This window comes from Rhodococcus mengyinensis (genome assembly GCF_048381435.1).
Classification (GTDB): domain Bacteria; phylum Actinomycetota; class Actinomycetes; order Mycobacteriales; family Mycobacteriaceae; genus Rhodococcus_F; species Rhodococcus_F opacus_D.
In genome coordinates this window covers 1-22,797 of sequence record NZ_JBLWIT010000012.1, presented here as the reverse complement: position 1 = coordinate 22,797, position 22,797 = coordinate 1, and the positions used below count along the sequence as shown (strand labels likewise).

Below are 22,797 nucleotides of genomic sequence, written 5' to 3'. Positions count from 1 at the left end.
ATGGCCGAGAAGCAGGTCGTGCTCGGGGCGGCGGCGCCCGCCGGCCGGACGGACTTCGCCGTCCTCGCGGATGCCGCCCGCACCGCGGAGCGGGGGACATTCGACTTCTTCCTCGCCGAAGGCGTCACCGCGGCGAACGCGCTGGCCGGGTTCACCGACACGGTGGGGCTCGCGGCGACGCTGGACACGACCTCTGCCGAACCGTACGACGTGGCCCGCCGGCTGGCCTCACTCGATCACCTGTCCGGCGGGCGGGCGGCGTGGAACACCTGGGGTTCCGGCGACGAGCGGGCCGCGGAGTTCGTCGACACCGCACGCACGCTGTGGGATTCCTGGGCCGAGGGGGTCGTGACCATCGACCGCGGCGCGGGGCGATTCGTCTCGGACCCCACCGCAGGCGCGTTCTACCACCGGGGCAGGCACTTCGACATCGGTGGTCGCTTCACCGTCCCGCGGAGCCCGCAAGCGCAACCGGTGGTGATCGTCTCGGGTGACGGCCCGCAGGCCCGGGATCTCGCCGCCCGGCGCGGCGACGTGATCATCGCGCCGCTCGGCACGTTCGAGGCAGGGCGCGAGTTCTACGACGACCTCGCACGCCGCACGGTCGAGGCGGGCAGGCCCGCCGGTGCGGTGAAGGTTCTGTCCGCCACGCCGTTCGTGGGTACCGCCACGTCCGTCGCGGACCGGATCGTCCGGTGGGTCCGCGAGGACGCAGCGGACGGGTTCGTCCTCCCCTCCTCCCTCACCCCGGACGAACTCGCCCTGTTCGTCGACACGGTGGTGCCGTTGCTGCAGGACCGCGGAGTTCTGCGCACCGAATACACCACCGCCACGCTGCGTCGGCACCTCGGACTCGGTGCCCCGCGCAGCCATCGGGCTGTCAATCCCCGCTCTCTCCAGAAGGTGCCCTCATGACCACTCCGTTGTCCGTCCTCGACCTGTCGCCCGTCAGCGAGGGCACCACCGCCCGCACCGCGCTGCGGAATACCGTCGACCTCGCCCGGCACGCCGAAGCGTGGGGATACAAGCGGTACTGGGTTGCCGAACACCACTTCGTGGGCGTCGCCAGTTCCTCGCCGGCCGTGCTCGTCGGGATCCTGGCCGCGGCGACCAGCACCCTCCGGGTCGGCGCCGCCGCGGTGCAGTTGGGCCACACCACCGCAGCGGCCGTGGTCGAGGCGTTCGGCACCGTCGACGCGCTGTACCCGGGTCGCCTGGACCTCGGGCTCGGACGGTCGGGTCAGCGCCGGGCCGAGGCGTTGAAAGCGGTTGCGGAACGCAACAACCAGCCGGCGCCGTCCCGCCGGGAGACGGAGATCCGCGACGGCGTCGTGATCCCGGCACCGTTCGATCCGTCCGGGCTCCTGCTGTCTCCGCGGCTCACGGCGGCGCAGTCGGTGCTGCAGCAGCCGGGCGCGCTGTCGCCGGCGTTCGACCAGCAGGTCGACGACATCCTGGCACTGCTCGGCGGCACGTACAGCACCCCGGACGGGATCGAACTCCACGCCAGCCCGGGCGAGGGCGCCGACGTCGAGGTGTGGGTGTTCGGCAGCAGCGCGGGGCCCAGCGCCGAACTGGCCGGCCGGCTGGGGCTGCCTTTCGGAGCGAACTACCACGTGAGCCCGTCGACGACCCTCGAGGCGGTCGAGGCCTACCGCGCCGCGTTCCGCCCGTCGTCGCAGCTGCAGAAGCCGTACGTCGTCGTCTCCGCCGACGCGGTCGTAGCGGAGGACGACGCGACGGCGAAGGAACTGGCGTCGACGTTCGCGCACTGGACCCACAGCATCCGCAGCGGCCACGGTGCGATCCCGTATCCCGACCCGGCGCACACGGCACCGCTCGGCGAGGCGGAACGCGCGGCGGTCGAGGACCGGCTGATCACCCAGTTCGTGGGGGCACCGGCCACCGTCGCGGACCGACTCGACAGTCTGCGAAGGCTCACCGACGCCGACGAACTGGTGATCACCAGCGTCACCCACGATCACGGCGACCGCTTGCGCTCCTACGAGCTGCTCGCAGCGGAGTGGGGACTGCCGGGCCTGCTGGCCGCCTGAGGGCACGATGATTGAACGCTGGTCCAAATGGGAATCCCACGCCCATGGACACAGCAAATACCCCTGTGCCCGAGTCCCATGACGAGCTGGTCGAGCAGCTACGGCAGTACCTGAGCTCGATCACGTCGACGGAACTCGGTCCCGACGACGACTACTTCACCCTGGGATTGGTGAGTTCGTTGCGGGCCCTGGAGATCGTCACGTACATCGAGGGCTCCCACGATGTCGTGGTCGAGGTGGAGGATCTCGATCTCGACAACTTCCGTACCGCAGTGCGGGTAGCGGGCTTCATTCGGAGAAAGCGGGGCGAGCAGCTTCGTGCGACGGACGGGGCGTCGCCGTGATCGGTATCGACACACTGGTTGCCTCCGCCGAGACCGACGCCGGCACCTGGGACGAGACCGGACTGCCGGTCGACGTCATCGAGGCCGCCGCGCGCGCGGGAGTCCTCGGGCTGGACCGGACGACGGACTGCCGGGGACTCGGCCTGAACGCGGCCGAACTCGGCTCGGTCGCAGAAAGACTCGGGGCAGTCTGCACGTCGTTGCGCTCGCTGCTGACCGTGCAGGGGATGGTGAACGCCGCCCTCGACCGGTGGGGCACCGCCGAACAGCGGGCACAGTGGGTGCCGGCCCTGGCGACCGGCGAACTCCTCGCCGGATTCGCCGCCACCGAATCCGGAGCCGGCAGCGACCTCTCCTCTGTGACTACCCGTTTCGAGGCGCACGGCTCGGATCACCGGATCTCCGGACGAAAACTGTGGGTCACGTTCGGCGAGGTCGCGGACGTACTGCTCGTCCTCGGCCGGTCGGAGGCCGGGCTGACGACCGCGCTGGTCGAAACGGACGCACCCGGAGTGTCCGTCGAACCGATCCACGGGCAGCTGGGCATGCGCGGTGCCCGGATCGCGCACATCGCGCTGGACGGCGTCGTCGTCCCCGCCGACCACCTGATCGCACCGCCGGGGTTCGGACTGTCCCACGTCGTCGGCACCGCCCTGGACCACGGCCGGTACACCATCGCCTGGGGGTGCGCCGGAATGACGCGCGGGTGCCTCGCCGACGCCGTCGCGCACGCGTCCACCCGGGTGCAGGGCAGCGCCGTGCTGTCCGAGCACGACTCGGTCCGCGCGATCCTCGGTCGCAGCTGGGTCGATGCCGCCGGCGCCCGCGCGCTGTGCGAACGGGCCGCCGAACAACGCGACGCCCACGAGCCGAGCGCGCTGTTCACGACGATCGCCGCGAAGTACGCCGCGGCCCGCGTCGCCGCGTCGGTGAGCCAGCAGGCGGTTCAGGTGCTCGGGGCCGCCGGGTGCGTTCCCGGCAGCAGGGTGGGGCGCTTCTTCCGCGATGCCAAGGTCATGCAGATCATCGAGGGCGCGACGGAGGTCGCCGAACTCCAGATCGGTGACTACGTGCTCGGGGGAGGTGCGCCATGATGGCCGACCGACCGGTCACGGTCGACTCGGTCGCGCTCTGGTTCCCGGACGACGAGGTGACCGTTGCCGGACTGCCCGAGCTCGACGAATTGCCGATCGCGCAGCGCGAGCACGCATTGTCACTGGGCATCGACACGGTGCGGATCGGAATCGGGCTCTCCGAGGTGGATCTGGCGCACGCCGCGGCGGACGAGGCGCTCCGGAAGGCGGGCCTCGACGCCACCCAGATCGATGCGCTGTTGCTCGTCCAGGGCCGGGTTCCGCAATACCTGCTCGCGTCCGAGGCGACCCGGCTGCAGCACCGGCTCGGCGCGACCCAGGCGTTCACCACCGGTGTGGGGGACCTCGGGTGCGTGTCCGTCTCGGCGGCGTTCGCGCTCGCGTCGGCGTTGCTCCGCGGCGACCCCCGGTGCCAGAACGTCCTCGTCGTCGCGGCGGCGAAGAGCCCGACCCGGTCGCGGTACCGGTCGCCGATGACGCTCCTGGGCGACGGCGCCGCCGCGGTCCTGCTGACGACGTCGGGGACCGGGCGGTACGAACTCGTCGACCAGATGATCCGCAGCGACGGAAAATACGCCGACCTGTTCCACATCGACTACCGCGACGTCCGCGAAGCAGACTGGGTCGAGGAATGCGCCGACGAACCCACGTACTCGTTCCGCCTCGCGGTCGAGAGCCGGAAGCGGTTCACGGAGATCAACGCGGACCTGCTGGCCCGGAACGGGCTGCAGCAGGACGCGATCGGCGTATTCCTCATGCAGAACCTGTCGCTCGGTGCGTTCACGTTCTGGCAGGAGGCACTCGACGTCACCATCGACCCCGTCTGCCGCGACAACCTGGCCCGGTTCGGCCACCTCGGATCCGTCGACGTCGCGGCGAACCTCGAGCGCGCGGCGTCCGCGCAGGTGCCCGGCGACTACTGCGTGATCATGAACAGCAGCCCGGTCGCGGCCTGGAGCAGCGCACTGCTCCGACGTCTGCCGGATCGACCCGGGCACGGGAAGTGATCGCGATGGAGCAGACGGTCAAGTGCGTGGTCTGGGATCTCGACGACACCATCTGGGACGGTGTCGTCCTCGAACAAGACGCCCCGGTGCCGAAGGCGGACGCCCTCCGCGCCCTGGACGTGCTCGACCGCCGCGGCATCCTGCACGCCGTGGCGAGCCGCGGCGAATACGAACCCGCCGCCGCACACCTGCGCATGCACGGCATCGAGGAACTGTTCTGCGCCGTCGACGTCGGTTGGGGCCCGAAGTCGGAGGCCGTGCGCCGCATCGCGGAGACACTGAATCTGGGTCTCGACACCATCGCGTTCGTCGACAACGATCCCGTCGAGCGGGCCGAGGTGTCCGAGGCGCTTCCGCCGGTGCGTTGCTATCCCGCCGAGCAGATCGCGTCGTTCCCCGACCTTCCCGAGCTGACGCCGCCCGCCGTCACCGAGGAGGCGAGGCAGCGGAGGTCGCTGTATCGCGCCGAACGGATCCGTCAGGTGAGCGAACAGGAGTTCCACGGGTCCAACTCCGAGTTCCTGGCGTCGCTCGAACTGGTCATGACGGTCCGCCGGGCGGCCGAGGACGATCTCGAACGCGCCCACGAACTGACCGTCCGGTCTCATCAACTCAACACGACGGGCCGGACTTTCGGCATCGACGAACTGCGCCGGCTGTGCGCCTCGGACGACCACGAGGTGCTCGTGGCGTCGCTCGGCGACCGATTCGGCGGGTACGGCACGATCGGTCTCGCGGTCTCGGAGATCCGCGGCGACGATTCCGTCCTGCAACTGCTGCTGATGTCGTGCCGGGTGATGTCCCGTGGGGTCGGGACGGCGCTGATCCGGCACGTCGTCGAGCGGGCACGCGTCCACGGCAGGCGTGCGCTCGCCGAGTTCGTGCCGACGGACGTCAACCGGGTGATGCTGGTGACGCTGCGATTCGCGGGTTTCGACGTCGTCGACCCGAACCCCGATCGGATGCTGCTGGTGTGCAATGACGTTCGCAGTGCTTCAGCACCGAACGCCGATCACGTCGTGGTCCTCTCGGAAGACGTGGCGCCATGACAGATGTGGTCGCGAACGGTGGGGTGATGACCGGGATCCTCCGCCAGTGCGCGCGGGTTCCCGGCCGGATCGCGATCGTGGTGGGCGACCGGGCGCTGACGTATCGCGAATTCGATTCGGCGAGCGAGGCACTGGCGCGGCAACTCGCCGCCCTCGGTGTCCGGCCGGGGCAGGTGGTGCTGATCCACCAGCGGCAGAGCGTCGAGACGGTGGTGGGGATGATCGCCGCGCTGCGGCTGGGTGCGGCGTGGTGCGTGATCGAGCCCGGACATCCGGTGGGTCAGCTCCGCGCACTCCTCGGCGACATCGACTGCGGTGCCATCGTCTTCGGGTCCGCGGATCCGAAGACGTCGCCGGCGTGGATCCGGGACCTGGCCCGCAGCGCGGTCGGACGTGTTCCCGCACTGCACGACCGGGACGCCGAGCACCGGCCCGTCGCCGAACCGGCCGATCTATCCGAACACGTGCCCGCGGGCACCGCCGCCTACGTGATCACCACGTCCGGGTCGACCGGCGTCCCCAAGGCCGTCGTCGCGAGCCGCGCCAACCTCGCCAGCATGGTCGACGGCCGCAACTACGACTACGACGACGGCGACCTCGTCACGTTCTCCGCGTTCCGCCTCACGTGGGACGGTTCCCTGCTGAAGACCCTGTGGGCGTTGTGCACCGGCGGCACCAGCGTGCTCCCGGACGCTCGCGAACTGATGGACGCCGAGGCCGTCGCCGCGCTCGCCCGGACATGGCAGACCACCCACCTGGTCGCGACCCCCTCGTTCTACCGGCTGCTGCTGCCGCATCTCACCCCGCTGCGCGAGCGTCTGCGATTGGTGACGCTTGCGGGAGAGGCCCTTCCGGGCACGCTCGTCGAACAACATCGTGCGGTGCTGCCCGGGGTCCCGCTGAGCAACGAGTACGGTCCCACCGAGACGACTGTCAGCTGCCTCGCTCATCCGGTGCGCGACGTGCCCGCCTCGATCGCGCCGATCGGCAGACCACTGGGCGCGAGCACGGCCTACGTCCTCGACGCGAAACTGGTCGAGGTGCCGTACGGAGCGGTGGGGGACCTGTACGTCGGCGGTCCGCAGATCTCCGAGGGCTACGCGTCCCGCCCGGCCGCCACCGCGGCCCGCTTCGTCGCCGACCCCTTCGCGGCGCGGCCCGGTGCGCGGATGTATCACACAGGCGACCTCGCACGCGTCGATCCGCACGGCGACATCGAATTCCGCGGCCGGTTCGACGGACAGGTGAAAGTGCGCGGCGCCCGGGTCGAGAGACACGCGGTGGAGGCCGTGCTGGAGAGTCACCCCGCGATCCACCAGGCGGTGGTTCTCGCGACCGCCGACGAACACGGGGAGACGGTGTTGACCGCGTTCTGGGTGCCCTCGGCCGCGGCCACCGTACTGCCCACACCACGCGACCTGATCGCGCACTGCGCCGCGCGGCTCGTCGCGCAGGCGGTGCCCGACCGCTTCCTCGCGCTCGGCGCCCTTCCGCTCGCACCGAGCAGCAAGGTGGACGAGGTGGCGTTGCGCCGGCTGCTGCCCAGCGGAGGTGGTGGCGTTGCGTGAGCACCATACCGAGGCCGCCGGCAGCGCCGAAGCACCGTTCCCGCTGTCGTCGGCCCAATACGAGGCGTGGCTGGCCCAGCAACTGGCCCCCGACGTGCCGCTGTGCATCGCCCAGTACGTGGAGGTGCACGGCGACCTGGACGTCGACCTCCTGCGCGAGGCCACCGTCGCGACCGCCGACGAATTCGGATCGCCGTTTCTCCGGTTGATCGACCGGGACGGTCAGCCGTTCCAACTGGTCGATCCGTCGGCGGACCGGTCGATCGGCCTGATGGACTTCCGCGTGGACGCCGAACCGGTGGAGGCCGCCCGTCGATGGATGCGCGCCGACTGCGAGACCCCGCTGGATCCGACGCGCGATCGCCTCGTCGAATCGTCGATTCTTCGCGTCGGCGACGCGCACTATCTGTGGTACAGCAAGATTCACCACGTCGCCCTGGACGGGTACGGTGCGATGACGATGCTCAACCGCATCGCGGCCCGGTACACCGCCGAGGTGCTCGACCGGGAATTGCCGCCCAACGAGGCCGTGGACCCCCGGCACCTGTACGACGCCGATCAGCAGTACCGGTCGTCGTCCCGCTTCGCCGCGGACCGGCAGTTCTGGGCCGAACGGGTCGACGGCCTCGGACCCGGATCGAGCCTGGCCCGACGCACGGGGCCCGCGGTCGCCACGAGCGCCGACGTCACCGCGCCCCTGCCGGACTCGGCGGAGCGCGCACTCGGCGACACCGGCGCCCACGGGACCGCGAAGATCGTCGCCGCGTTCGCCTGCTACCTGTCGAGGACGACGGGACACCGGGACGTGCTCGTGAAGATCCCGGTGTCGGCGCGCACCACCGCGACCCTGCGACGGTCCGGCGGAATGGTGGCGGGCGTCGTGCCGCTCCCCGTGCGGATCCGCCCCGGGGACACGGTGGGGCAACTAATGGAGCGGGTCCAACTCGACCTGATGGGCGCGCTGCGACACCAGCGTTTCGGGCTCGGCGACATCCGGCGCGACGCGGGCGCCGTTGCGGCGCAGTCGCTGTCGGGTCCGATGGTCAACGTCATGCTCTTTCACCAGGAACTCGTTCTGGGGCCGCTCGTCGGCGAATACCACATCGTCACATCCGGGCCGGTCGAGGATCTGCTCGTCAACGTGTACCGGAGCGGCACACCGGTCCGGACCTTCGTCCACTTCCTGGCCAACCCCAACCGGTACGACGCCGACGAGGTCGGCGCGCATCACCGGCAATTCCTGGAACTGCTCGGCGACTTCGTCACGGCCGACGCGGACGCCGCGCTCACCACCGTCCACGAGGAGACGGCCCAGCTCGACTTCTGGACGCGCACACTGGCGGACGCGCCCCCGGTGCTGGACCTGCCCACCGACCGCCCGCGGCCCGCACGGCCGTCCCACCGCAGCGCCGCCGTCGACGTCGCCCTCGACCCGGATCTGCGGCGCACGCTCGACGCGTTCGCCGCCGCACACCGCACGGACGCCGCCACCGTGACCCATGCGGTGCTGGCGCTGGTGCTGGCACGGTCGGCCCGTACCGACGACGTCGTCATCGGCAGGCGGACGGACACCGACCCGGTGGTGCTGCGGACCCACGTGCGCGGCTCGGATCGCGTCGACCAGTACGTCGGCACCGTGCGGGACGCCGACGCGGAGGCGTTCGCCCACCGCGGCGTGCCCGCCCGGCGCATCGTGGACGCGCTCGACCCGCCGCGGTCCGGGTCGCGCGCACCGCTCTTCCAGGTGCTGCTCGAATTCTCGGACCCCGGAGGAGAACTCGGCGACCTCGATCTGCGGGTGACGGTGTCGGACACGACGGCCCGATTCTCCTACGCGACAGACCTGTTCGACGCCGCCACCGTGGAGGGACTGGCTCGGCGGTTCGTGCGGACCGCCGAGGCCGCCGCCGCGGATCCGTCCGTCGTGATCGGCGACATCGACCTGGTCGAACCGGCCGAACGCGCTGTGCTGGAGGACTGGTCGACCCGTCCGGCCGATACCGCCGAGCAGACGACACTCGGTGAGCTGTTCGCCGCCCGGGCAGCGCGGACCCCCGACGCCACCGCGGTCGTGTCGGGTGGCGAGCGCCTGAGTTACGCCGACCTCGACGCCCGGTCGAATCGGCTTGCACGAAAACTGCTCTCGCAGCGAGTGGGCCCGGAGTTCTCGGTCGCGGTTGCGATGCCGCGCTCGGCGGCGCTCGTCGTCGCGCTCGTGGCGGTCGTCAAGGCCGGGGCCGCCTACATCCCGATCGACGCGGATCATCCCGGTGAACGGTCGGCGCTCGTCCTCGACGATGCCGACCCGGTGTGCATTCTGGCCACCCGGGACACCGAACGCGCGCTGCCGGCGTCGGACGTCCCCGTCCTGCTCCTCGATTCGACGGACACGGATCCCGGCGGCATCTCCGCGGACCCGCTGACCGACGCGGAACGGCCAACGGTCGATCCGGACTCGTTGGCCTACGTCGTCTACACGTCGGGATCGACGGGACGGCCGAAGGGCGTCGCGGTGTCGCACCGCAACGTGGTCTCGCTCTTCACGAGCACCCGGGATCTGTTCCGGTTCGGGGACACCGACGTGTGGACGATGTTCCATTCCCCGGCATTCGACTTCTCGGTCTGGGAGTTGTGGGGCGCGCTGCTGCACGGCGGGACGCTCGTCGTCGTCGACTTCGACACCACCCGATCGCCCGCCGCGTTCCTCGCGCTGCTGCGCCGCGAGCGGGTGACGGTGCTGAGCCAGACGCCGACGGCGTTCTCGCAGTTGATCGAGGCCACCGATACGGAGAACGGCGCGAGCCCACCGCCGCTGCGCTACGTCGTGCTCGGCGGCGAGGCGCTCGACTTCGGACAACTCGAACGCTGGTACTCCCGCCACGGCGAGGACGCACCCGTGCTGGTGAACATGTACGGCATCACCGAGACGACGGTGCACGTCACGCACCTCCCGCTCGGCCGCGGACTCGCCGCCACCGCGTGGACGAGCAAGGTGGGGCGGCCGATTCCGGGATTCCGGGTGTCGGTGCTGGACGCGCGGCTGCGTCCGGTGCCGGTCGGGGTGGCCGGCGAACTGTACGTGGCGGGACCGCAACTCGCGCGCGGCTACCTGGGCCGCGCCGGGCTCACGGCGGCCCGCTTCGTCGCGGATGCGTCGGGCGCCCGGATGTACCGGACCGGGGACGTCGTGCGGTGGCGACGCGACGGGAGTCTCGACTACCTCGGACGCGACGACCTGCAGGTCGAGATCCGCGGATTCCGGGTGGAACTCGGCGAAATCGAATGGGTGCTGGGCCGGTGCGACGGGGTCGCGCAGGCAGTGGTGACCCTGCACGAGGATCCGGTGACCGGCCCGGCACCGGCGGCGTACGTCGTGCCCGAGGCGGGTGCGATCGTCGACACGGAGGCCGTGCTGGAATTCGCCGGAGGCGCGCTGCCGTCGTATATGGTCCCGGCGTCGGTGACGATCCTCGAACGGCTGCCGCTCACCGTCAACGGGAAATTGGACCGGGCGGCGTTTCCGGCGCCCGTCACAGCTTCCCGCGCCGAATTCGTGGCACCGGGCACTCCCGTCGAAGAGTCGCTCGCGGTCATCTTCGCCGCGCTGCTCGGCGTGCCCGCGGTCGGGATCGACGACGACTTCTTCGCGCTCGGCGGCAACTCGCTGATCGCGGCGAAGGTCGTGGCGCGGATTCAGGGTGTGCTCGGTGCGGGTGTGGGAGTGCGCGACGTCTTCGAGGCGCGGACGGTGCGGTCGCTGGCGGATCGGGTGGGCCGGGCGGCCTCGGCGGACCGGCCGCCGCTGGTGGCGACGGACCGGTCCGCGGCGGCGCCGGTGTCGCTCGCGCAGACGCGGATGTGGTTCCTCGACCAGTTCGACACGACCTCGCCCGCCTACAACATCGCGGCGGCCTTCCGGTTGCGCGGCCCTCTCGACGACGCGGCGCTGCTCGCGGCGCTGACGGACGTCGTGGACCGGCACGAAGCGTTGCGAACGGTCTTCCCGATGCGGGGGGACACGCCGGTGCAGTCGGTGATCCCGGCGTCGGCCGCGGTGCCCGCCCTCCGCGCGGTCAGGGTGTCGGGGGAGAGCGACCTGCGGGACCGGCTCGCGGCGGCGCTGTCCGCGGGCTTCGAGGTGACCGCGCAGGTTCCGTTGCGGGCGCACCTGTTCGAGGTCGGTCCGCATGATCACGCGCTGGCCCTTGTGGTCCATCACATCGCGGCGGACGCGCTGTCGCTGGGCCCGCTGGCCCGCGACATCACCTCCGCGTACACCGCCCGGGCGCGGGGGGACGCGCCGGACTGGGTGCCGCTTCCGGTGCAGTACGCCGACTACAGCATCTGGCAGCGGGCGCTGCTCGGATCGGAGGACGATCCCGGCTCCCTGATGTCCCGCCAGCTCGGGTACTGGCATTCCGCGCTCGCCGACGCGCCGGTGGTGACGGACCTGCCGATGGACCGCGCACGTCCCGAACACCGGTCGCTCGCCGGCGCGCGGGAGTCGTTCGAGATCGGGGACCGCCTGCACCGGAAGGTGGTGGCCCTTGCCCGCGAACACGATGCGACCGTGTTCATGGTCACGCACGCCGCGTTCGCGGTCCTGGTGTCCCGCTTGGGAAGCACCACCGATGTGGTGATCGGATCCGCGGTGGCGGGCCGCGGCGAGGCCGTCCTCGACGACGTGGTGGGGATGTTCGTCAACACCCTGGCACTGCGCACCCCCGTCCACGGCGCCGACTCGTTCACCGCGCTGCTCGCCGCCGTGCGGGACTGCGATCTGGAGGCGTTCGCGCACGCGGAGGTGCCGTTCGAGCGGGTGGTCGAGGCGCTCGCTTTGCCGCGCACCACGGCCCACGCGCCGTTGTTCCAGGTCCTGTTCGAATTCCAGGACGTCGTGCGGCCCACTCCGAGCCTTCCGGAACTGGACGTGGAGGAGATCGACCTCGGTGTCTCCGTCTCCACGTTCGACCTGCAGCTGACCCTGGCCGAACGATTCGGGGAGGGCGGGGAACCCGCCGGAATCAGCGCCGGATTCACCTATGCCACCGACATCTTCGACGCCGCGACCGCCCGCAAGTTCGCCGAACGATACGTGCGGCTCCTCGACGCGGTGGTCGCCGACCCGGACATTCCACTGGCCCGATTCGATCTGCTGTCGCCCGGCGAACGCGAGGCCCTCGTCCCGGTGCGCGGGCGGCCCACCGGCACGACCCGGCTGCTGCCGGAGATCCTCTCCGCCGCGGCCGCCCGGGACCCGCACGCCGTCGCGCTGTCCTACGGCAACGCGGTCATGTCGTATCGCGAACTCGACGACTGGTCGAACCGCCTGGCCTGGGTGTTGATCCGCCGCGGAATCGGACCGGAGGACCACGTGGCGATCGGGCTCGTCCGGTCGGTGGAACTGGTGGTGTCGGTGTGGGCGGTGGCGAAGTCGGGTGCGTCGTTCGTCCCGGTGGATCCGAATCTGCCGCCGGGGAGGATCGCCGACATCCTCGCCGACTGCGGGGCGGTGGCGGGACTCACGGTCGCCGAACAGCGCGACCGGATGCCCGACGGTGTGGAGTGGCTGCTCCTCGACTATCCGGGTCCGACGCGGCGATGGGAATCCCATCCGATCACCGACGACGACCGGGTCGTACCGCTGCGACCGGGCCATCCGGCGTATCTGATGTACACGTCCGGGTCGACGGGGGCACCGAAGGGCGTCGTGATCCCCCATGCGGGGCTGCAGAACTTCACGATCGATCAGCGCGCCCGGTACGCGACGACGAATGCCTCGCGCGTCCTGAATCTCGCGTCACCCGGGTTCGACGCGACGATGCTCGAATACCTCATGGCGTTCGGTGCCGGTGCGCGACTGGTCATCGCGGCGCCGCACGTGTACGGCGGCGCCGCACTGACGGAACTGCTCGCGGCCGAGCGGATCACGCACGCGTTCGCCACCCCCGCGGTCCTGGCCACCATCGACCCGCGGGGTCTGCGCCTGCTCCGCGCGCTCGTCGTCGGCGGCGAACGCTGCCCGCCGGAGTTGCTGGCCCGCTGGGCGTCCGGGCGCACCCTGCTCGTCGGCTACGGCCCGACGGAGACGACGGTGATGTCGAACATCGGCGACCCGATGACACCCGGCGACCCCGTGCGGATCGGTCACCCGATGCGCGGTGTCCGCGAACTCGTCCTCGACGAGTGGCTGCGTCCGGTGCCGGTCGGTGTGGTGGGTGAGCTGTACGTGCTGGGGGAGGGTCTGGCGCGCGGCTACCACCGGCGGGCAGGAACCACCGCGGCCTCGTTCGTGGCGAACCCGTTCGACCACCCGGGCTCACGCATGTATCGCACCGGCGACCTGATGCGGTGGACGAAGGAAGGCCGGCTGGAATATTGGGGCCGCAACGATTTCCAGGTCAAGTTGCGTGGCCAGCGGGTCGAACCGGGGGAGGTGGAGGCGGCGCTCACCCGCTGCCCCGGTGTCGCGCAGGCGGTGGTCGTGGTGCGCCGCACGCCCGCGGCCGAGGCGGTCCTCGCCGGATACGTCACCGCGGAGGACGGCGCGGACCTCGACACGACCGAGGTGCTGCAGTTCGCCGGATCCGTGCTCGCACCCTTCATGGTGCCGGCCTCGGTGACGGTCCTCGACCGGCTGCCGCTCGGGGCCAACGGCAAGGTCGACCGGCACGCACTGCCGGACCCCGAATTCGCGCCCCGCATCTTCCGTGCACCCGGCACACCGTTCGAGTCCGCGGTGGCCGACGTGTTCGCCGAGGTTCTCGGCACCGGCGTCGTCGGAGCAGACGACGACTTCTTCGCGTCCGGTGGCAACTCCCTGACCGCGACGCAGGTGGTCGCGCGGATCAACTCCGCGCTCGGCACGGACGTCGGTGTGCGGGACGTGTTCGAGACCCCGACCGTGCGGGCGCTCGCGGCACGGATCGCGCGCGAGAGCGCGGGCGGCGACGCCCGGCCCGCGGTGACGGTGCCCCGGCGCCCCGACCCGGTGCCGCTGTCCTGGGCGCAGCACCGGATGTGGCTCCTCAATCAGTTCGACCCGTCCTCGCCCGCGTACAACGTCGCGATGATCGTCCGGCTGTCGGGTGACCTCGACGTCGACGCACTGACCGCCGCCCTCGCCGACGTGGTGGACCGGCACGAATCGCTGCGCACCCGGTACCCGTACGGCGAATCGGGACCCACCCAGGTGATCGTCGGTGCGGGCCACGTCGCGCAGCTCACCGTGTCGACGTCCGACGATCCGGTACGCGAACAGATCTCGGCACTCGTGTCCGCGGGTTTCGACGTCGCCACCGAAGTCCCGATGCGGGCAAGGCTGTTCGAACTCGGCGACCGGGAGCACGTCCTCGTCGTCGTGGTGCACCACATCGCGGCCGACGGGTTCTCGATGGTTCCGCTCGCCCGCGACGTGATGACGGCCTACACCGCGCGGTCCGAGGGCTGTGCGCCGGGATGGGAGCCGCTGCCGGTGCAGTACCCCGACTACGCCGTGTGGCAGCGAGAACTCCTCGGTTCGGAGGACGACGCCGACTCCCTGCTCTCGCGGCAACTGGACTACTGGCGATCCGCTCTCGCCGATGCGCCGGCCGTGACCGACCTGCCCACGGACCGTGACCGCCCGCCGCGGCGCTCTGCCGCCGGCGACCGGGTGACGTTCGGGATCGGCGCCGACCTGCACCGGGACACGGTGGCGTTGGCGCGGACCCGGCGGTGCACCGTGTTCATGGTCGTGCACGCGGCGCTCGCCGTGTTACTCGCACGGTCGGGCGGTACCGGCGACGTGGTGATCGGGTCGCCGGTCGCCGGCCGCGGCGAGGCCGTCCTCGACGACGTGGTGGGAATGTTCGTCAACACCCTCGTGCTGCGCACCGACGTGTCGGGGACCTTCGACGAACTGCTCACCCGGGTCCGCGAGACCGACCTCGCGGCCTACGCCCACGCGGACGTGCCGTTCGAGCGGGTGGTGGAAGCGCTGAACCCGCCTCGCTCCCAGTCGCATTCACCCCTGTTCCAGGTGTTGCTCGAGTTCCGAAACACCGAACACCCCGACCTCGCCCTCCCGCACCTGGAGGCCGAAGTCCTCGAACCCGACGTGGAGGTGTCGCTCTTCGACCTGCAGCTGACGGTGCGGGAGAAGTACGACGAGTGCGGAACACCGGAAGGGATGACCGCGGGATTCACCTACGCCACCGACCTCTTCGATGCGGCGACCGCGCAGGCCCTGGCCGATCGGTTCACCAGGATCCTCACCGCAGTCGTCGCGGATCCGAGTGTCGCCGTCGGAGACGTCGACGTGCTGGCCCCGGACGAACTCACCCGGATTCGCGAGTGGAGTGCGGCGGCCGAGACCGTCGTGCTCGATCCCCGGTTGCAGCTCACCCCCGAAGGCGTGACCGGTGCGGTGTACGTGGCCGATACGCGGGACCACCACGCCTCGGCGCGGGTGGCGGCCACGACGTTCGTGGCGAATCCGTTCGGCGCCCCGGGCTCCCGGATGGTCCGGACGGGCGCACTCGCGCGGTGGAACCGGTCGGGACGACTGCTGAGCGTCGGCGCCACCGGATCTCCGGCACGGTCGGTCACCGACGTCGTGGAGAGTCACCCGGCGGTCCGCGAAGCGGTGGTCCTCACAACCGCGACCGGTGTCACCGCCTTCTGGGTCCCGGCGGCCGCGGCGGCCGTGCTCCCGATGGCCGAAGACCTGCGGGAGTTCAGCGCCGGACGGCTCGACGCCCGATCGGTCCCCACGCGGTTCGTCGCACTCGGCGCGGTCCCGCGAACGCCGGACGGCGAGGTGGACGAGAACGCGCTGCGCACGCTCGTCTCCGAGACGGAGCCTGCGCGCGGCGAGTCGCGGCAACGCTGGACCGCGCTGCAACGGTCGGTCGCCGAACACTGGGCGGCCGTGCTGGGCCACGACGACTTCGGTTCCGAAGACGGGTTCTTCGACGTCGGCGGCAACTCGCATCGCGTCGTGGAACTGCAGCGTCGTCTCGACGAACAGTGGCCCGGGGCTCTGCGGGTGGGCCAGCTGTTCGACCTCGTCACCGTGGCGGCGCAGGCCGAGGCGATTGCGCAGTCCACCGACACGAGCGAGGCGTCCGCGCCCGCCACCTACGAGTTCTGACCAGCAGGGAGGAGACAACCGTGAGCGTGCGACATCCCACACCGGGTGACGACGACATCGCCGTGGTCGGCATCGCCGCGCGCTACCCCGAGGCCGCGAACCTGGCGGAGTTCCGCGCCAATCTCGCGGCGGGCCGGGACTCGGTGCGCCCGCTGTCGCGGTCACGGGCAAAGGCGACCGGGCTGGGACCTCCCTCCCACTACCACGCGATGGGTTTCGTCGAGGACATCTCCACGTTCGACTACACCTTCTTCACCCTGTCGAAACGGGAAGCGTCGCTGATCGACCCGCAGCAGCGTCTCGCACTGGTCCTCGCGTATCAGGCGGTCGAGGACGCCGGTTATTCGGTGGCCGAGTTCCGCGACAGCGCGACGGCGGTGGTGTTCAGCGCCGCCACCTCGACGTATCCGGCGATGTGGGCGGAACCGGGCGTGCTGAGCACACTGGGCAACGTTCCGTTCGCCGTGCCGGCCCGGATCGCGTACCAGCTCGGCCTCACCGGACCCTGCTACGCCGTCGATTCGGGGTGCAACGGGTCGCTGATCGCGGTGCACCACGCCTGCCGGGAGCTGCGGTCGGGTGACGCCGATTTCGCCCTCGCGGGTGGAGTCAGTCTGCGCGTGAACGGCCTCCGCGCGGACATGGCCGAGGGATCCGCGGAACTGATGTCACCCGGCGGGCGCTGCCGCGCGTTCGACGCGAACGCGGACGGCACCGCGGTCGGGGAGGGTGGGGCGGCGCTTCTCCTCACCACGATGGCCCGCGCCCGTGCGGATCGCGTCCCGGTCCACGCCGTGATCCGTGGCACCGCAACGGTGTCCAGCGGTCATTCGTCCGCAACCATCAGCTCCCCGAGCGCGCGGGCGCAGGTGGCCGTCATCTCCCGGGCCTGGCAGAAGGCGGGTCTCACCCCGGACGATGCCGGGTACCTCGAGGCCCACGGATCGGGAACTCCACTGGGCGACGCGGTCGAACTCGAAGGGATCACGACCGCGTTCCGGGACCGTTCCGGCGTCCTGCCGATCGGTTCGGTGAAGACCAACATCGGTCACCTCGACCACGCCGCCGGGGTGTCCGGCCTCGTGAAGGCGATCCTGAGTGTCGAGCTCGGCGAGTTGTACCCGTCGCTGCACTTCGACCGACCCACCGGCGGAGTCGACCTCGCGGGCAACGGAATCGAGGTGGTCACCGAGGCCCGGACGTGGAGCGACGAGACCGGACCTCGGCGGGCCGGGGTGAGTTCGTTCAGCCTCGGCGGCATCAACGCACACTGCGTGGTGGAACAGCCGCCGGAGCGCGCCGCCGGATCCCGCGCGGGCACGACGGCTCGGCTGGTCGGGGTGTCGGCGAAGAGCGTGGGCGCCCTCGCGACGCTGTGCGCCGAACTGGCGACGGCCGTGCGCGGGCACGACCTCGACGATGTGGTGTTCACCCTCAATCGCGGTCGCCCGCACCACGACCACCGGGTGGCGGTGCACGCACGCAGCATTGCCGAACTCTCGCAGTCGCTCGCTGCGCGCGCCGCCGAACTGGGTGCCCGCGGCGAGGACTCCGCACCGCCCACCCGGCAACGCCCCGCCGTGGCGTTGCTGCTGTCACCCGACCGGATGCCACCCGCACTGCGCGGCCGCAGCCTGCCGTCGGAGCTTCCCGCCACCGGCGACGAGGCGGACCTCCTCGCCGGCCAGATCGCCGTCCACCGGGACCTCCGCGCCGCCGGGGTCACCGTCGACGCCGTCCTCAGCGGTGGCGTGTCCCGGTACGCGGCCCGGTATGTGCGGGACACACTGTCGGCGGTGGAGGCCGCCGACATCGCCGCCGCGGCCGCGGACCCCTCGATCGACACGGACCGGCTCGTCGCCGTCGCGAAGGGCATGCTCGCGGACGGACCCGTCGTCTTCGTGGAGCCGAGCCCGGAGGGACGCCTCGGGGCACTGCTCGCCGATGCCCTCCGCGACACCCCGGACGCCGACATACTCCGCGCGCCGGACACGTCCGACGCGGTCACACACCTCCTCGCCGGGCTGTACGAGCGCGGAATCGACCTCGACTGGGCAGCCGTCGACCGCGGTGACGACTCCGCCTGGCGAGTGCGACTACCCGGACACCCACTGCGCGGTTCGCGGTGCTGGTTCGACCTCCCGGGTCGACCCGACTGGGCCGACGCCCCGGACAATCCGTCGGCGGAACCGAGCCCGCAATCGGCGACGGCCGCGCCGGAAGACAGCCTCGACTGGTTGCAGACGACACTGCGCGAGTTGCTTCACAGCGAAAGGGACGTCGGCGCCGACGACGACTATTTCGACCTCGGTGGAAACTCGCTCATCGGCATGCAACTCGTCGACCGGGTGTCGGACCGATACGGGGTCCGGCCCAAACTCATCGACCTCTACGAAAGGCCGAAGGTCGCAGACTTCGCCGCACTCCTCGCGGCCGGCACGTCCGCGTCCGGTGGGCTGCCCCCGATCGTGCCGCGGGGGCGGCACGTGATGTCGTTCGGTCAGGTACGCATGTGGTTCCATCACCAACTCGACGCCGCGACGACCATCTACAACCTGCCGATGGTCAGCGAATTGCACGGTCCGATCGACGAATCCGCCGTCCGGGGCATGTGGGACGATCTCGCCGCACGGCATCGGGTGCTGCTGTCCAACTACGTCGAGGTGGACGGGGAGCCGGAACTGCGGATCCGCGAATCCCTCGGCGACTTCTTCCGCACCGCCGACGTGTCGGGCGAACCGGATCCGGTGGCCGCGGCCCGGGCACTCGTACACGAGGTCGCGGTGGCGCCGTTCGACCTGGCCGCCGACCCGCTGGTGCGGGCACTGCTCATCAGGATCGGCCCCGACGAGCACGTCCTGCAGGTCACCACCCACCATTCCGTCAACGACGGGGGTTCGCCGCGGATCTTCGAGCAGGAACTGCCCGCCCTGTACGCGGCACGCCGAGCCGGTCGCCGCGCCGATCTCGCCCCGCTCCCCATCGAGTACTGGGATTACGCCCTGTGGCAGCGGGAACTGATCGCGAGCGCCGCGCTCGACTCCGAACTCGAATACTGGAGAACCGTCCTGGAGGACGTTCCGCTGCTCCGGCTGCCCACCGACTTCCCGCGCCCGGAGCGGAAGAACTTCACCGGCGCGTTCCACACGTTCACCGTCTCCGAGGACCTGACACGGAGGCTGCGGGCCGTGGCGCGGAGGGAGTCCGTGTCGCTGTTCGTGGTACTGCTCTCCACGTTCTACCTCGTCATGGCGAGCCGCAGCCGCCAGCGCGACCTCGTGGTCGGGACACCCACGACCGGACGCAACCGGCCGGAACTGTCCGGCATGATCGGGTACTTCAACAGCACGGTGGCGCTGCGCGCCGACCTGTCCGGGGACCCGACAGTCGCGGAGTTGTGCGCACGCGTGCGTGATGTGGTGCTCGGTGCCCTCGAACACCAGGAGATCCCGTTCGACCGCGTCGTCACCGCACTCACCGGCGACCGGGACCTGAGCCGGACACCCCTGTTCGACGTCTGCCACGTCCACCAGGAACTGCCGGCGCTGCAGTCGCAGCAAGGACTCACCGAGACGCTGTTCGACCAGGAGGATCCCGCGGCCATCGCGTTCGGCGGGGTGCCGTCCGGCACGGCCAAGTTCGATCTCACCCTCGTCACCACGGAGCGGGGCGGCGAGGACGGCATGGCGGCCGGGCTCGAGTTCAGCACGGAATTGTTCACCGAGCAGACTGCCGCCGCGTTGTGCGCCGAGTACGTTCGCATCCTCGACGGTGTCGCGGATTCTCCGCGTACACAACCCATTTCCGTGTTCCTGGCCGACGCGGCGCCGGCGCCGGCGCCGCGATTGGTGGCACCGCCCCTGGTCCCGGCGGATCGGCCGCGGCAGCCCTCGAACGGTGCGGAACCGCTGCGCTATTCGACCGCACGGGTCACGGCGACGCTCGACGGACAGCCGGGCCGCCCGGAACTGCTCGCCGCCTGGCTCACGCTCCTCGCCTGGTACACGGCGCAGGACGAGGTGGCGGTGGGCACGGCCGCAGGGCCGGAGGCATCCCCGCGGATCGTGGCCGTGGACCTGTCCGGCGACCCCACCTACCCGGAACTGGTGGAGACCGTACGCCGGGAGCTGTCTTCGGACAGTCGCGCGGCCGACACGGCGGCGCAGCACTTCCCGGTGCGCTACGACGGGGAGCGCGACGACAATCCCGAGCGGGCAGACCTGTCACCCGTCGAACTCGGGCTGTCGTGGACCCGCGGCCCCACAGCACTGACCCTCGAACTCGACTACGCCACCGACCTCTTCGACCGGACCACGGCCACCGCGATGCTCACCGACCTCCGGCGGCTGCTGACCGGACTCGTGGCTCATCCCGACCTGCCCACCCAGGAGGTGGCGATGGAGTACGTGCACCAGGACGACACCGGCTTCACCACGGAGGCAGTGCGATGACCGCTGGCAGCGCGATGAGCGTCGGTGTGGTGGGGGCGGGAACCATGGGCGCAGGGGTCGCCGAATGTCTCGCGCAGGCCGGCCACGACGTGATCGTCGTCGACCCCGACCCGCAGGCTGTCGACCAGGCCCGGTCGCGGATGCGCGACTCGCTGCGGCTGGCGATACTCCTCGGCCGGGCCGGTGGTCCGAAACCCGCCGAGGTCACCGCGCGGGTGCACTGGACCGGGGAGATGACCGATCTGCGGGACGCTGCCGTCGTCATCGAATGCGTTCCCGAGCGTATCGACCTCAAGGAGAAGGTCTTCGCCGAACTGGACCGTGTGTGTGCACCCGACGCACTACTCGCGTCGTGCACCTCCGGCATCCCCGTCGACCGTCTCGCGGACAGTACGACGAGACCGGAACAGGTTGTCGGATTGCACTTCATGAATCCCGCTCCGCTCAAGGACACCGTCGAGGTGGTGCGGGGGCCGCGGACGTCGCCGCAGTCGCTGGACCGTGCGCTGGCGCTTCTCGCCTCCCTGAACAAGACCGGCATCGTTGTCGGCGACGGACCCGGATTCCTGCTCAACCGTGTCCTCATGCTGTGTATCGCCGAGGCGGCAGCCGCGCTCGGCGACGGTATCGCCGACGCGGAGACCACCGATGCGTTGTTCGAAGGCTGCCTCGGCCATCCGATGGGACCACTGCGGACCGCGGATCTGATCGGCCTGGACAACGTCCACGACACGATGACCGCGCTGCGCGAATTGACCGGTGACGACCACTACCGCCCGCCCGAGTCGCTCGTCGCCCTGGTCGAGGCCGGTTATCTCGGGCGTAAGACCGGGCGAGGATTCCATGAGTACCGGTGAGGTGCTGCCCCTCACCTACGACCAACTCGCGGTGCTCCGTGCCGGGGCACACGACGCCTCCTTCGGTCAGTATCTCGAACTCGACGGGCCGCTCGACGAAGACCGACTCTGCCGGGCACTGCAGAAGACGTTGGCCGAATGCACCGGCCTGCACAGTACTTTCGTGCTCGACGGCCCGGAACCCGGCCAGGTCACCGGCGCCGCGGTGACCGGCCCGGACGTCCTCGACGCCGCCGGGTCCGACGATCCCGGCCGACTCGTGACGACGTGGATCGATCACGAGCTGAACCGGCCCATGGACCCCGGCACCGGACCGCTGTACGTGCACGTCCTGTTCCGGCTGCCGCACGGCGGATACGGATGGTTCCAGCGTTACCACCGGCTGGTGAACGACGAACCGGGCATGACGGCGATCGTCCGCCGCGCCGCCGAGGCCTACGAGACGGGGGACGCCGCTCCCACCTCGCCGCCCGAGTCCCGGCCGTTCGTGTCGCCCTCCGTCCCGCTGACCGCGGATGCGCGATACCGCGAGAGCGCCGCGTGGGCGGACGACCGCCGCTACTGGGAGCACCTGCTCGCCGGAGCGCCGCGACACGAGACCCCGCCCGGACCGATCGCCGAAGGGGAGAAACTCGGCTCGTTCACCATTCCCGCCGACGGCGCGCTCGTGCGGCTCGCACGCCGCAGCGGTGGTGGTCCCGACGCCGTTCTGCTCGCCGCGCTGGCGGTGTACTGGCACAGCCGCACCGCCGTCGAAGATATGCTGGTCGGGCATCGGTCGCACGGGTCCACCACACCCGTGAGGCTTTCCCTCGCACCGCAACTCACGTTCGACGCGCTGACACGGCACGTGGGTCTGCAACTGCGAAGATCCCGACGGCACCGGTACCTCGTTTCCGAAGATGGCGCGGCGGACTCCTGGCCGGTGGCGGGCGGCATGCGGGAACCGCTCGGCGTCGAGCGCATCGGTGAGGGTGCCGTCGCCGTCGTGAAGCGATGGGACTCCCGCGGCGACGGGATGGTCGTGGAGGTCGACGACCGCGACGGGTCCTGGACCGTCGACGTGCACGGTCCCGGCGACGCGCAGCGTGTCGCCCACATTCTCGCCGCCGCGATCGGGGCACCGGATGCGCCGCTCGCCGGGCTGGATGTGTTGGGTTCGGGTGAGCGGGGTGTGTTGGTGCCGGTGCGGGGTGGGGTGGGTGTGTTGGTGCGGTTGTTGCCGGAGATTTTGGCGGGG

Annotated in this window: 11 protein-coding genes; all 11 read left to right on the top strand. The window is 70.8% G+C overall.

What is annotated here, in order from left to right; genetic code table 11:
* Positions 1 to 915, top strand: a complete 915-nt coding sequence (locus ACNJ7E_RS00835; RefSeq protein ID WP_418338780.1) for an LLM class flavin-dependent oxidoreductase — start codon at positions 1 to 3, stop codon at positions 913 to 915.
* Positions 912 to 2,054, top strand: coding sequence for an LLM class flavin-dependent oxidoreductase (locus ACNJ7E_RS00830; protein WP_418338779.1), 1,143 nt, complete (start codon positions 912 to 914; stop codon positions 2,052 to 2,054). The genes ACNJ7E_RS00835 and ACNJ7E_RS00830 overlap by 4 nt, the downstream gene beginning before the upstream one ends.
* A 44-nt stretch (positions 2,055 to 2,098) precedes the next feature.
* Entirely contained in the window at positions 2,099 to 2,398 is a 300-nt protein-coding gene (locus ACNJ7E_RS00825) for an acyl carrier protein (RefSeq protein ID WP_280779780.1), read from the top strand.
* Positions 2,395 to 3,492 (top strand): acyl-CoA dehydrogenase family protein, encoded by a 1,098-nt coding sequence (locus ACNJ7E_RS00820; protein WP_280779781.1) that lies wholly within the window; start codon positions 2,395 to 2,397, stop codon positions 3,490 to 3,492. The genes ACNJ7E_RS00825 and ACNJ7E_RS00820 overlap by 4 nt, the downstream gene beginning before the upstream one ends.
* Positions 3,489 to 4,499, top strand: coding sequence for a beta-ketoacyl-[acyl-carrier-protein] synthase family protein (locus ACNJ7E_RS00815; RefSeq protein ID WP_283336551.1), 1,011 nt, complete (start codon positions 3,489 to 3,491; stop codon positions 4,497 to 4,499). The genes ACNJ7E_RS00820 and ACNJ7E_RS00815 overlap by 4 nt, the downstream gene beginning before the upstream one ends.
* Positions 4,496 to 5,548: an HAD-IIIC family phosphatase gene (locus ACNJ7E_RS00810; RefSeq protein ID WP_348539597.1), complete on the top strand. Its 1,053-nt coding sequence runs from the start codon at positions 4,496 to 4,498 to the stop codon at positions 5,546 to 5,548. The genes ACNJ7E_RS00815 and ACNJ7E_RS00810 overlap by 4 nt, the downstream gene beginning before the upstream one ends.
* Positions 5,545 to 7,116 (top strand): amino acid adenylation domain-containing protein, encoded by a 1,572-nt coding sequence (locus ACNJ7E_RS00805; RefSeq protein WP_280779784.1) that lies wholly within the window; start codon positions 5,545 to 5,547, stop codon positions 7,114 to 7,116. The genes ACNJ7E_RS00810 and ACNJ7E_RS00805 overlap by 4 nt, the downstream gene beginning before the upstream one ends.
* Entirely contained in the window at positions 7,103 to 16,249 is a 9,147-nt protein-coding gene (locus tag ACNJ7E_RS00800; RefSeq protein ID WP_418338777.1) for an amino acid adenylation domain-containing protein, read from the top strand. Before ACNJ7E_RS00805 ends, ACNJ7E_RS00800 begins: the two co-directional genes overlap by 14 nt.
* A gap of 20 nt (positions 16,250 to 16,269) precedes the next feature.
* On the top strand, positions 16,270 to 20,700 hold the full coding sequence (locus ACNJ7E_RS00795) for a condensation domain-containing protein (protein ID WP_418338776.1): 4,431 nt from the start codon (positions 16,270 to 16,272) through the stop codon (positions 20,698 to 20,700).
* Positions 20,697 to 21,557, top strand: coding sequence for a 3-hydroxyacyl-CoA dehydrogenase family protein (locus tag ACNJ7E_RS00790; RefSeq protein WP_418338775.1), 861 nt, complete (start codon positions 20,697 to 20,699; stop codon positions 21,555 to 21,557). Before ACNJ7E_RS00795 ends, ACNJ7E_RS00790 begins: the two co-directional genes overlap by 4 nt.
* Positions 21,544 to 22,797 (top strand): condensation domain-containing protein (locus ACNJ7E_RS00785; RefSeq protein ID WP_418338774.1); only part of this gene is annotated, 1,254 nt, incomplete at its 3' end. The genes ACNJ7E_RS00790 and ACNJ7E_RS00785, both read left to right, overlap by 14 nt.